Genomic DNA, 12458 nt, shown 5'->3' on the forward strand with positions numbered 1-12458 from the left:
CATCATTTTTAACATCCAGCCCTTTGTGCGCTGAGCAATGATGATATTCACGTAACTACGGTTCGATTCTGCTGCTCACAGGTGAGTTGGGGATAGGTTGGACTGCCTTGCACCATAGCGACAGTTCTCTGAACCAAACCTTGTGCCTTAATACTCCTGGTCATTGCATGTGACTGTTAAATTTTATCCAGTATATTACTTCTAAATATTTCCTGTCAATTCTTATTTTCCAGCTGCACAGCTACTTCACGTTCCGGTTCTTCTGTGCTGTACATCCATGGATATACGGTTGCTGTATCCGATGTGTAATTATTATACCGATCAATACCCAGGTTTTTTCCGTCACCAGCAAATTGAGTTTTGGCCGGAGTACCATAACTTCGTTTGCCCTTTTGGATCGTATAGGTCTGATTAATTCCACCAAAATGTAGATCATCACTATATCTCTCCACGTACAAATCACCATCCTTACGGTAATATGTCCAATGGATTGTAGAACCGCCCAGATTCGAATTAATGTATTGTGGTTTCTCCCCAATCTCGGACAACGTAATCGGCTCAAATTCACCCTGAAAATAACTGACTTTATGGCGGGCATACAAGGTCATTGGGGTATCCTGATTAACTTCAAGACCAGAGGTCACTTCGAAGCGCAGTTCTGCTTCATGTGCCGGATCGTCCGACGGCCACACCCCTCCAATCAACTTGCTGCCATTTACATCAAGTGTGTATTGCAAATATGGTAATTGCATGAAATATTCGCTATGAGTAACGATCAGCCTGATTTGGGTGGGTGTAATTATGGCTTCCTTGATGACTGCTCCATCCGACTGCTCCTCCAGAGGTATATTTAGCATCCTTGTGCTAGTACCACTGAGCATCTCTGTTTTATCCAGACGTATACCAATATCCAGTGGTTGGTCCATTTTGCTTTCTTCTTTGCTATAAGCCAGTACATAACTTGCTGCTTGTTGCTTCAACTTTTCTAAGTTATAGAACTGTTCCGATATATATTCACCATGTTCTCCTGGCTTTCCATATATGCCTGCTGCATTCCCTTCCAGAATCTGTCCTTTCTGATCGTATATCTTTAAATACGGAAAAGCATAGTCACGAACCTCCGGTTGATCAAAGGTTAATGATGTAGACAACATAATCTTATTTTCCTTCTCGTTGAATGCGCTCACTACAAGTTCACCCAAACCATCCTTGTTGATATTGAACACCTGTGATTGCTGCTGTAAGGGATCTAGGGTAATTTCCTTTTCTTCCGGAACTAACACTTGGATTCCACCTACAGTGAATTCGACATTCGCTTCTTTTCCTGATGGTGTCCACTCCGTCTCAAAGTACCCTTTAAACTTCCCATCGGTCTGATCAGGAACATGGTAATACCTGCCTTCGATCAGTTTGCCACTCTCATCCCGCATGCCAATAGAAGGGAATTGTAATGTATCACCTCTGTACTTACCAGGGTCCAATGTATACAAAATAACCGTGCGGTTATCATCGGAAAAGGCTGTATCTAAGGTTAAAGTCACCCCGTTGACCGTTACGGACTGATTCAGTTTCTGTCCAAGCTCCTTTTGCATGGCATTCTGGATACCACTACGGTCATTTAAAAGTTCACCCCAATTATAGTGAACTGCTGCATATACTGGCGTCGCCATAAGAATAACTGCAGCGGTTCCTATCAGTGCAGTCTTTTTCCATTTGATCTGTTGCGGCATATGTTCTTTACTCTCTGATATATGAAGCTCTGGGCAGCGCTCCTGATCCTGTCGAATTTGATTCCACATGGCATCAAAATCGGGATAGCGAATATCCGCATCATTTTTCAGATGACGAGACAACAGATTTTCCGTATGCTTCACTATACATTTCCCCTTTCTGATGTTGCTTTCTGGCTTGATCCCATTTTTTCCTAAGCAATCGAATACCCTTATATACTCTTGACTTCACCGTTCCCAGTGGCACTTCCAGAATCTCGGCAGCTTCGGATAAACTTAATTCGTTCATATAACGCAGCAGAATCGCTGAACGTATCTTTTCAGGCAACTCATGAACCCATTTTGCCCAGACCTCGGACTCCTCCACATGTTCGATCAACGTATCAACCGGATCAGCGGTTCGTTGAGGGGTGAGAATAAACTGCCTTTTCTCCCGCTGTTTGGCTGTGCGTTCCCTCTTCAGAAAGTTAAGACAATGATTCACCGTAATTCTCATCAGCCATGTCTTCATGTATTCAACCTTCTGCCAATCCTGACGAAATACCGTAATAAAAACATCGTGGCATACATCTTCTGCATCCTGAGCATGATGGAGCATGTAATAACAAGTTCGGTACACATCCTTGTTGTACATCTCAAACAATTCCTTTTCGTTCAAAAGCTTTCCCTCCTTTCTCTGCATCAGCCATCTCAAATCTATAGACAAAGCCGATCCTTCAAAGGTTCATTCTTACCCTTTCTCCACTCAACAAAAAAGAACCTTCACTTCCACAGCATTGCAGAAATGAACGTTCTTTATGGGTTAAGACAAGACCAGAAACATGGCATTCCAGCGATACCTAAGGGGATTTGCTAGATTTTTTTCACAAACTCGGACTTCAGCTTCATCGCGCCCAGGCTGTCGATTTTGCAGTCGATGTCATGGTCACCGTCAATCAGTCGGATGTTTTTGACTTTGGTTCCCTGCTTAACTACCAGCGAGCTGCCTTTCACCTTCAAATCCTTAATGACCGTAACAGTATCGCCATCATTCAGGACATTACCATTGGAATCGCGTACTACTTTAGTTTCTTCCGCATTTTCTTCTTCTGACGCTAGCGCCCATTCGTGCGCACATTCTGGACACACCAACAAATTACCGTCCTCGTAAGTGTATTCGGAATTACATTTGGGGCAATTAGGCAAATTAGACATATGTACTAAACTCTCCATTCATTTTGTGGCTTCCTCGCAAGTATACGGGAATACAGTCCATTCTTCCACATAGGTACGAGTTTCATTGATTTAAACTAAATTTAAGATTACCCCGCCCCCTGATTTAAGGATGGTTCCTTATACTGAAGCTATAATTGAAATTCTTTTCTCACTTGAAATGCTGATATACATCCTATAAAAGGAGTTACTGCTTATGTCTCCCTATGTTTTTCCTGTCCAAACGGCTTTCTTTATTTTTGTCCTCATCGCCATGTTTCTGCTCGTGCCTTGGTTGATCTACGGATATCGGAAAGATGGATTTTTTAGCTGGTCACGATTTGGCGTCAGCTTTTCATTTATTTTCTACTTGCTGGCTGCATATTGTCTGGTTATTCTTCCTTTCCCGACCACTCGTAATACCTGTGCGCAGCAAGCAGCGGATACCGTATATTACAACCTTGTTCCGTTCACCTTTGTAAAAGATATTATGAAAGAAACACCAATCATCTGGTCTCAACCCTCCAGCTATATGGGAATGATTCAGGGCAGAGCTTTTCTGCAGGTTCTGTTCAACGTAATGCTTCTCATGCCACTTGGCGTTTATATCCGGTATTTTTGGCAAAAGAGATCTTACTGGAAACAGGCCTTGTTAAGCGGATTCGGCTTATCCCTGTTCTTTGAGATTACCCAAATCACCGGTTTCTACGGTTTTTATGATTGCCCGTATCGATTGTTTGACGTGGATGATCTCCTGCTAAATACTTCTGGAACGGTGTTTGGATTCTTCGCAGCTCCCATCCTGCTTGCCTTATTCCCGTCTCGTGCAAGTATTCAGGCGAAGAGCGAACAGATTCTGGAACAAGATAAGGTCTATCCTGTGCCTCAGTTGCTCGCACTTATCATTGACGGTGTAGTTGTCGTATTCCTGTCCAATCTGATGTCCATTTTCAATTGGAGTAATACAAATGTGATTGTCAGTACGCTAAATACTGTGATCGCCATGCTGTTTGTATTTTTCTTTATTCCATCCTTGCGAGATGGCAAGACTCCAGGTTCTGCCCTAATGCGGTTTAGATATGTTAACCGGGAAACTGGCGAGCCTTCAAGCGCATCCCTGTTTAAAAGGTTGCTGGCACTTTACGCCCCTTGGATCTTGGTTACCGTAGCCCAATTCATAACCGATTATGCCTTTCTGAACGAAAATGCGATGCTCGAACCTTATAAGGTGTGGATCTCTGTCGGAATTTTTGGTCTGCACATGCTTATTCTCTTGGTATTGTTTGTTCATGTCATGCTGGTGCTGTTCTCCCGGGGCAAGCGATCTTTTTACTGTGACGATGTATCCAAGACACGAGCATCCCGAAAGTAAATGCTGTACTCTGGCCACTCACAACACATAGGTTCAGGTGAAAAATAGTACCGTTGTGTTTGCCATTACAGTCGGCAAGTTTGATCCATCGTAAAAAAGGTGTGCCTCGTCAACTAATGACGAGGCACACCTTTTAACTATGTTGAGATGAAGTCCAGAGGACGTCGAACTATAGCCCCAGCAGCTCACGTTTGGAAGCTTCCGGGTCATGAACCAACTCCACTTCATGATTGAAAATCAGCGTAGCGCGATCATCTTTGTAGGCAGGCCAGTTCACACCTGCTGTCTCAGGCTTGCCCTGTTTGGCAAACGAAATCCATGCATCCTGCACTTTACCCGCAAGTTTTACCGCAGCGGCATCCGGTTCGGCATTCATAAACTTCAATACAGGTAACGTATTAAAAGCAAAAAAGATATCGATGCTATGAATTGATTTATGTAGCAGTGGATGCTCCGGCATCACCCAATCAAAGCGATACATCCATACAGGTGCATGTTTCTGCTGAGCTGCCGCATATTGCACAGCCGAGCGCCAGAAGAACAGATCTGTCATCACTTGGGCTTGACCATCTGCAGTTTTGGGATAACTGTCCGCAATGGCTGCCCGATTCTCCAGATCAGGTGTCATAAAATCAACAGCTTTCACCATGTTGATCTCTTCGGAGTAAGGTACCTGAGGCTGAATGAACAACGAGCCTTCATGCAAAGTGGTTCCGATCAGTACAGGGATATCCTGTGCCGCGCCCTCCTCTACTGCCTGAAGAGGCGACTTCGGAAGTGTAACTCCCTCCAGTACGGGCTGGAACAACAGGGCCATGCCTGCACCGCTTTGTTGTTTGACCGTTTCGCCAGCAGCGATGATTTGCTCCACTGGAATGGTTTTGAGTTTATGCAGGTCATCTGGTGTTACCCCCAGAACCTTCAGCATGCCATCACGAATGGCTGAGGCCTGCTCTGCTGGCACAACTTGTGAGGCTCCACTTTGCATAATGGCACGGTGGAACAATACTTTGGCTGCTGGCATCGCCATCAAAGCCGCAATACTCATGCTGCCCGCAGATTCTCCGAATACAGTGACATTATGCGCATCGCCGCCAAAAGCTTCGATGTTGTCCTGCACCCATTGCAATGCAGCAATCTGATCCAGTAAACCCACATTGGATGCAAAACCCTCTCCAAGCGGAGCCAAATGCAGGAACCCTAGCGGCCCCAGACGATAGTTGATCGTCACGACGATAACGTCTCCCCGGAGGACGAGTTGTGTTCCATCGTACATCGGCTGGCTGCCAGCGCCTGAAACAAACGATCCGCCATGAATCCATAGCATCACGGGAAGCGGCTCATGGCTTTCTTTTTCAGGTGCCCATATATTCAGGTAAAGACTATCTTCCGATTCCACCGGAGGCTGTCCGGATATGGCCTCAGTTTGAGGATTTCTTGGCTGCATATTTTCAGGACCGAATTGTTTCGCCTCTCTGACTCCGTCCCACGACTCGGGTGGAACCGGAGCCTGAAAGCGTAATTCACCCACGGGTGGCGCAGCATAAGGAATACCTTTCCATACGCTCGCTCCATGCAAAAGCTCTCCTTGAACCGTGCCATATCTTGTATTCACTTGAAGTTCCCTCATGCGCACATACATCCTCTCTACTGATCGATAGTTCCAGCTTACGGCTGGTGTAGCTCAGATCCGAGTGTAACTTTGAGCTGACGAAATTCTGTCTCAGGTTTATTAAATAACGTACACGATGAATAATTTTGTATTGATTCAACGCCCTTTCGTACGTACTGTACTGGCAAGGGTGTTTCCACTTATTTGAGTATAGATCTACGCGATACCCATTTACAAGTTTGTCCAGATTTAAGCGCCACTGCTACGTTTCACGTGGAACTTTTACAGCAAACATAAAGACCCCGCTTCAATTAACGAGCGAAGTCTTCTATTGCTGTTCTGCATATTCCATCAACTTTCCCGATGTATGGATTAATTACCGCCGTTTACTTTTACCGGATAATGAACCGTATATTCTGCGCCTTCAATCCAGCTCCCGGTCACATGATTACGTCCCTTAACGACAACCCGATCACGGTATACATCCACATGCAAACTTTCACTTCCCTCCAGATGCTCATCCTCATCCGTCCAGAGATAAGCTACAGAGGAGGCATTAAACATCGTTGGCAGCTGTCCGCCACCTTCGTACATGGTATGCTGAGCCTCTAATTGCCAATGGGTGTGCCCAGAGAAGAGGATGACCTGCGGATAACGACTTAGCACAGCCTTTAATGCTGCATCCTGATTCACGCCATGCCAACCTTGTTCCTTCATGGAACCCGCAACTGTATCCATCAGTGGTTGATGGAGAAAGGCAAAAATCGGCTGCTCAGGCAATGCTTGCTCCGACAGTTTTGTTTCCAGCCATTGCAGTTGATCGGCAGACATATCACAATCTTTCGGATGAGGCTGCTCCGTACCCAGGAAGATATAATGATACCCGTCGATCCAGTGGTCGTGGTACGATCCGTTCATCCCTGTGATTGCTGTAAAATCACTCAACCGCTTATGCCACAACTCTTCAGTTGAGATGGAATTCTGGTTTTTTTCAATATCATGAGCCTCGACCTGGCCCATATCCCCTGAATACCCCAACACCTCACCCACCTCGTGCTGGGTCATGGTGGTCAAGTTCAGCGGTGGATCTCCCCATAGAATGGCTCCAATATCATGATTGCCTACGGTATAACGTATTGGAGGCAGTGATTCGCCGTGAGCCCGCAATATACGCTGCAACTCCTGGTATTCTTGAGGCAGTCCACGATCGGTCACATCGCCCACATGCATAATTCCGCTGCTGCCATGGCTATACGTTGCGATGTCTTCCAGCGCTTTCTCCAGATGACGGTTATGGATATGATCAGCCTGCTCTCTCACATGAGTATCTGTGATGACCTGGAAGCTGATTATCGGCTGTTCGTGTTTATTTTCATTTCCCATCAGGAATCACTCCATTTCAGTCCAATAATGCCAATCAGAATAAAGCCCATCCAGACGATCGACATCGCCTTCAGACGTTCACCCAGAAAGTAATGTCCCACTATCCCAATCAATGTAATGCCTACGCCCGACCAGATGGCATAAGCAACCCCCAGCGGCATATACTTCACAGCAAAATTCAACAGGGTAAAGCTCGCTCCATAACAGGCAAACATAAGAATGGAAGGCCATACGCGGGTAAAACCATCCGAGACCCTCATCAGAATCGTACCACTGAGCTCCAATCCAATCGCCAGAGCAAGCAGTATCCATCCCGTATATGAATGACTCGTCATCGGTTTACCTCAACTTCCAGCAATTCATCAAACGAACGAACCGTAAGATCCGCAAGCTTGATATGAGCAGGTTCACCCACAGCAATCTTCCAGGCAGCTCCCGCAGCACGGGCCATCTCCATATCACCATCCGTATCGCCAATGACGACAACTCTTGCAGTAGGTACACCCAGACGCTCACACGCCAGCAACAACATGTCAGGAAACGGTTTTCCCCGTCCAACCTGATCCGTTCCTACAACTACGGTGAAAAAAGATTCTATCCCCATCCACTTTAAATGACTTAGGGCATTTTCTGTCTCATCCGCTGTGACGACACCCATTTTCAGTCCTTTGCTGCGACACTGCTCAAGAAAGGCAAGGACGCCTGGAAGGGGCTGAGCAGGGCGCTCCTTATTCATTGCGTATTCTGCCTGCAGCAAACATTCCCTCACAATAATTTTCGCTTCCGCCCAGCTTAATCCTGCACGATAGCCATGCCAAGTTAATACGGCGTAGACTTCCTCCATTGTTCCCATAGCAAGGGGGCCTCGCACATCATAACCGTTCATTCGTCCCTGCTCATCATGGAATGTTCCCCATATATGAGGAATCTCTGCTGCATTGAACTGAAGGCCACGAGCAGCAAGCTCTTCCCGGAAGTTCTCCATCACACGATCGGTCCAGAAGCCCCACATGGCTGTAAAATCAAGCAGAGTCCCATCCTTGTCAAATAAAATAGCCTCAATTGGGGTAGAAAGGCTCCCCAGCGTCAATTCGGGCATTGGTTACGCTCCTTGTCTGCTGAATTACTAAGTCAGAAAAGCGGTACAACACTGCACCGCTCTTCCAAGTTAAGCTTGTTTCCCCTTGTTATTTCACGCGATCCAATTCTTTTTGGGCCTTTTCTTTGGCTTCTTTCAGCGCTTGTGCTGCTGGAATGTTATTAATCTGTACCTGATCTGCTGCATCCTTCAGCGCAGCATTGATTTTGCCTCCAGTCGGGTCCTGGAACGGAGCCGAAGCATGGGAGGCCTGCTGCAATGGAACCTTGATTTGCGGGTTCTCTTCACTGAATGTTTTGAAAGCAGGATCTTCTTGAGCAGATTGACGAACTGCAATGTAACCTGTGTTCATGGACCAAGCTGCTGTATTCGCTGTTTCCGAGAAATACGTCAGCCATTTATAAGCTGCTTGCTGCTGTTCCGGACTTGCTTCGGCCGGGATACCTGCCATGATCGCACTCGCCACAGGCTTGCCTTGGCCTACACCTTCCCAACCCGGTTGTTCCATGGCTGCAACGATGCTGAAATCCAGATCTCCCTGGTCACCGCTGGAACCGGTATATCCGGCTGCTTTATTTTTCATAACATCATCAATCGTTTTGTACCAGTACTCCCAGCCTTGGCCGCCAAAATGAATACCCATGGTCTTGTCCTCATTAATCCACTTGCGGAACAGCTCCCACGTCTCTACCCATTCCGGTGAATCAATCGTTACAGTCTTGCCGTCATCACTCAGAATTTTCCCGCCTTTGCCAAGCACGGCGTCAATCATGTTATCGCTACCCCACATTGGCTCCCACCCGTAGAAGGTTGTCTTGCCATTCTCCTGCTTGCTCATCTTCGCTGCCGCTTCAGCAAGTGCCTCCCATGTCGTCAGAGTGGCTGGATCGATATTATTCTCTTTTAGAGCATCCATACGGTAATACATGATCTGAGTTGTTCCGTACATCGGTAAGAAATACTGCTTCCCATCTACTTTTCCCTGCTCCAGGAAGGTCTGCACGTAATCTTCCTTGTTAAAGCCCTGATCGGCAGCGGTCAGCTCATCCAAGGATGCATAGTACCCTTTGCGCGCCCAGTCGATATTGGAGCTTAGTACAGCGGCGGGTACTTTTTTCGAGGCAATGGCAGCCTGGAGTTTTTGTTCGGTTTCCGTGTAATCTGCTTGTACAATTCCTTTCACAACAACTTCGCTCTGGGATGCATTGAAGGCATCAATCGTCTTCTTCATGTTATCTCCCAGGTTGCCACCCAGACCATACCAGAACTCAATCTCGACAGGACTGCTTGATGCAGAATCAGCTCCATTCGCAGCAGCTGCATCTGAACCCGTGCCTGTACCGCTATCAGCTGAGGAACCACATGCGGTGATCAGGGCGAAACTCGCAGCCAGTACCAGCGACATGCCCCCTCTCCACCTGAGCTTTAATTTGTTCCGCCATTTCATACTCGCTTGACTCAATTTCATTTTGATTCCTCCTATATAAAGTATGTTGTGAAAATCAGTTCTTGTTCACGCCGGCAGTAATATTCACACTCTGCATGATCGTTTTCTGGGTAAACAGGAAAAGGATCAGCAGCGGTGCGATGGTAAAGGCACTGGCAGCCATGATCTGCGGCCATGCCAGACCGTAGGCTCCACCCTCCACGAAAAAGCTGCGCAGACCTGCGGATACCAATTGCAGATTCGGGTCTTTGGTAATGAGCATCGGCCAGAAATAGTTGTTGTACTGGTCAATGAACGTAATCAACACCATCACGGCAAACGACGAGCGAACCAGCGGCGTCATAATGGTCCACAGAATGCGGAAGTGCGACGCCCCATCCAATTGTCCAGCTTCCACCAGTTCGTGAGACACCTGCATAAATGCCTGACGGATCAGGAAAATGGAGAACACACTGACACAGTTGGACACAATCAGTCCGGTATAGGAGTCCAGTAATTTAAGTTCGCTGAGCACCAAATAACTGGGCAAATAAACGGCGGTACTCGGAATCATGTAGCCTACCAGAATCAGTCCGGTGAGTACCCCTTTTATACGAAAGCGCATATGGGTGAGTGCATAGGCCATCATGCTGGAGTTAATGACCTGAATCAGACAGATCGCAGCCGCTACCCCTGTACTATTCAGAATGTAACGGGCAAATGGAGCAGCTTGCCACGCATCCACATAATTGTTCCAACGGAACGTTTCGGGCCAGAAGGTTGGCGGGAACTGCCAGATCTCGTCATTGGTTTTGAAACCGCTAATGACCATCCAGTAGAACGGAAATGCCATCGTCAGACTCACCAGCGCAAGCAGCAGATAGCGAAGTGCGGTAGCAAATCCTTTTCCCGTACGAGGGACCTTCCGTTTCTGCACTTCTTCACGACTATTATCTTTTCTAGTTTGGTTGGTTAAAGTGGTCATGTTCATTAGTAATGCACCAGGCGTCGGCCGAGCAGGAAGGATACTCCTGACAGCAGAACGCAGATCAGAATAATAACGACGGCGATGGAGGAAGCCTCGCCCACATTGAAGGACTCAAATGCAGATTGATAATACATGTAAAGAAGTGTTCTTGTTGATCCAGCTGGTCCTCCTTGCGTCATCACGTTGATCTGGTCATAAGCCTGCAGCGACTGGATCGTCAGGATGATGGACAGGAAAAACGTGGTGGGTGAAATCAACGGCAGTGTAATGCTTCGGAACTTGTCCCAGCTGCCTGCCCCATCAATCGATGCCGCTTCAAGCAGATCGGATGGCAGGTTACGCAATGCGACCAGGTAGAATACCATGGACCAGCCAATTGATTTCCACAGCGTGACGATGAGCACAGCTACCAATGCCCAGTTCTGATCTTTCAGCCAGCCTATCGGGGATATGCCGACCCAGCCAAGCAACAGGTTGGCCAGCCCCACTTCAGGTTCGAAAATCCAGGACCACGCAATGGAGACTGCGACAGTCGGGGTCACCCAAGGGGAGAACAGCAGCGTCCGGAACAGGCCGGAGGACTTAATCTTGCTGTTCATGAGCATGGCCAGCGCCAATCCACCCACAATCGTGGGCACTACACTTCCAAGACCGAACAACAGCGTAACTTTTAATGAACGGTAAAATTCAGAATTGGTTAGCAGATAGCTGTAGTTATCCAAACCGACGAATAATTTGTCAGGACTCATGAAGTCCCAATCCGTAAAACTCAGATATACAATGTATCCCAAAGGCCCAAGCCAGAAAATGAGTAATGGGATAAGGGCAGGAAGGGTGAAGAGAACCGCTTCTGTCTCCCTCCATAATTTCACACGCAATTTGCACACTCCTAATCGTCCAAATTTTATTTAATTTCTCTAAAAATCACGCCTTAAAACTCCCTTTAATCTCTTCTGTACAAAAATGATTGTATAATACATTTGAAAAAACTAATTCCGGGTTATGTTAAAATAACGCGAGGTCATGTAAAATATGAAAAGGAAACAGGGAGTCCCATCCATATACTAGAGGTGAGATTGTGGGAAAAGAAGCTGCCGAGGACCAGAACCATTCGTCGTTGTCCTATCGGCCCGAGCTGAGGGAGAAAGTCATTGACGCCATTGCCAATACCATGGATCTGTATGGAGTCAATCATTCATTTGGTCAACTGTATGGCATTATGTATTTTGAGGATCGCCCGATGACGCTGGAAGAGATGAAAACGTCCATGAACATGAGCAAAAGTAATATGAGTTATGCTGTACGTTCGCTTACCGAATCTCAGATGATCTATAAATTGGAGGAAAAGCGGGAACGCCAGGATCAATATCTGGCGGAAACCAACTTTTTCCGTACGTTTCAAAACTTCTTCGGGGCCAAGCTTCAACGGGAAATCGACGTGATGCAGGAAAGCCTTCGGGAGGTGATTCCGCAGTTATCGGAGATTATTCTTGCCAGAACAACTCCTCCGGAAGAACGGGAAGACGCATTGCGAGATTTGCATAAACTTCAGCATGCCGGGCAGTATTATGATTGGTTGCAGGGATTTGTAGACCAACTGCGGGATGGTGTTTTTTACAAAGATGCCCCACATGAAAGTGATTAAACACGCTAAGGA

12 protein-coding genes are annotated in these 12458 nt (G+C 46.8%); 2 read left to right on the forward strand and 10 right to left on the reverse strand.

All coding sequences use genetic code 11. The features are described from left to right. Positions 1-215: 215 nt before the first annotated feature. From RS891_RS30735 to RS891_RS30745, 3 genes are all read right to left on the reverse strand, one after another. Positions 216-1874 (reverse strand): DUF4179 domain-containing protein, encoded by a 1659-nt coding sequence (locus tag RS891_RS30735; protein WP_315794041.1) that lies wholly within the window; start codon positions 1872-1874, stop codon positions 216-218. Continuing rightward, complete coding sequence (locus RS891_RS30740) at positions 1831-2388, reverse strand: RNA polymerase sigma factor (protein WP_113053193.1); 558 nt, start codon at positions 2386-2388, stop codon at positions 1831-1833. The genes RS891_RS30735 and RS891_RS30740 overlap by 44 nt, the downstream gene beginning before the upstream one ends. A 194-nt stretch (positions 2389-2582) precedes the next feature. Next, complete coding sequence (locus RS891_RS30745) at positions 2583-2924, reverse strand: zinc ribbon domain-containing protein YjdM (RefSeq protein ID WP_076287691.1); 342 nt, start codon at positions 2922-2924, stop codon at positions 2583-2585. Between the two features lie 214 nt (positions 2925-3138). Here RS891_RS30745 and RS891_RS30750 point away from each other — a divergent pair, with 214 nt between their 5' ends. After that, a complete protein-coding gene (locus RS891_RS30750) occupies positions 3139-4293 on the forward strand; it encodes a VanZ family protein (protein WP_315794042.1) in 1155 nt (384 codons plus the stop codon). A 169-nt stretch (positions 4294-4462) separates the two neighbouring features. On the opposite strand, the gene RS891_RS30755 is transcribed toward RS891_RS30750, so the two are convergent. The 7 genes from RS891_RS30755 to RS891_RS30785 all read right to left on the reverse strand — a co-directional run bounded on the left by RS891_RS30755 (position 4463) and on the right by RS891_RS30785 (position 11679). Next, positions 4463-5923, reverse strand: coding sequence for a carboxylesterase/lipase family protein (locus RS891_RS30755; protein ID WP_315794043.1), 1461 nt, complete (start codon positions 5921-5923; stop codon positions 4463-4465). Positions 5924-6277: 354 nt separating this feature from the next. Beyond that, a complete protein-coding gene (locus RS891_RS30760) occupies positions 6278-7288 on the reverse strand; it encodes a metallophosphoesterase family protein (RefSeq protein WP_315794044.1) in 1011 nt (336 codons plus the stop codon). Next, on the reverse strand, positions 7288-7623 hold the full coding sequence (locus tag RS891_RS30765; RefSeq protein WP_076287289.1) for a DMT family transporter: 336 nt from the start codon (positions 7621-7623) through the stop codon (positions 7288-7290). Before RS891_RS30765 ends, RS891_RS30760 begins: the two co-directional genes overlap by 1 nt. After that, the gene (locus tag RS891_RS30770; RefSeq protein WP_113053198.1) at positions 7620-8387 is read right to left on the reverse strand and encodes an HAD family hydrolase; all 768 of its coding nucleotides are present in this window, start codon (positions 8385-8387) and stop codon (positions 7620-7622) included. Before RS891_RS30770 ends, RS891_RS30765 begins: the two co-directional genes overlap by 4 nt. A gap of 88 nt (positions 8388-8475) precedes the next feature. Next, positions 8476-9855, reverse strand: a complete 1380-nt coding sequence (locus tag RS891_RS30775; protein ID WP_113053199.1) for an ABC transporter substrate-binding protein — start codon at positions 9853-9855, stop codon at positions 8476-8478. A 34-nt stretch (positions 9856-9889) separates the two neighbouring features. Next, on the reverse strand, positions 9890-10804 hold the full coding sequence (locus RS891_RS30780) for a carbohydrate ABC transporter permease (protein ID WP_315794045.1): 915 nt from the start codon (positions 10802-10804) through the stop codon (positions 9890-9892). Further along, positions 10804-11679, reverse strand: a complete 876-nt coding sequence (locus tag RS891_RS30785) for a carbohydrate ABC transporter permease (protein ID WP_063565861.1) — start codon at positions 11677-11679, stop codon at positions 10804-10806. The genes RS891_RS30780 and RS891_RS30785 overlap by 1 nt, the downstream gene beginning before the upstream one ends. A 200-nt stretch (positions 11680-11879) precedes the next feature. On the opposite strand from RS891_RS30785, the gene RS891_RS30790 reads away from it, so the two are divergent. Further along, positions 11880-12446, forward strand: a complete 567-nt coding sequence (locus tag RS891_RS30790) for a GbsR/MarR family transcriptional regulator (RefSeq protein WP_113053200.1) — start codon at positions 11880-11882, stop codon at positions 12444-12446. The last annotated feature ends 12 nt before the right edge of the window (positions 12447-12458 follow it).

The organism is Paenibacillus sp. BIC5C1 (assembly GCF_032399705.1).
GTDB classification, from domain to species: domain Bacteria; phylum Bacillota; class Bacilli; order Paenibacillales; family Paenibacillaceae; genus Paenibacillus; species Paenibacillus taichungensis_A.

Coding starts and splice junctions, on each gene's coding strand:
- RS891_RS30745 (WP_076287691.1), bottom strand. CDS start 2,924: ATGTCTAATTTGCCTAATTGCCCCAAATGTAATTCCGAATACACTTAC.
- RS891_RS30750 (WP_315794042.1), top strand. CDS start 3,139: ATGTCTCCCTATGTTTTTCCTGTCCAAACGGCTTTCTTTATTTTTGTC.
- RS891_RS30755 (WP_315794043.1), bottom strand. CDS start 5,923: ATGAGGGAACTTCAAGTGAATACAAGATATGGCACGGTTCAAGGAGAG.
- RS891_RS30760 (WP_315794044.1), bottom strand. CDS start 7,288: ATGGGAAATGAAAATAAACACGAACAGCCGATAATCAGCTTCCAGGTC.
- RS891_RS30765 (WP_076287289.1), bottom strand. CDS start 7,623: ATGACGAGTCATTCATATACGGGATGGATACTGCTTGCTCTGGCGATT.
- RS891_RS30770 (WP_113053198.1), bottom strand. CDS start 8,387: ATGCCCGAATTGACGCTGGGGAGCCTTTCTACCCCAATTGAGGCTATT.
- RS891_RS30775 (WP_113053199.1), bottom strand. CDS start 9,855: ATGAAATTGAGTCAAGCGAGTATGAAATGGCGGAACAAATTAAAGCTC.
- RS891_RS30780 (WP_315794045.1), bottom strand. CDS start 10,804: ATGAACATGACCACTTTAACCAACCAAACTAGAAAAGATAATAGTCGT.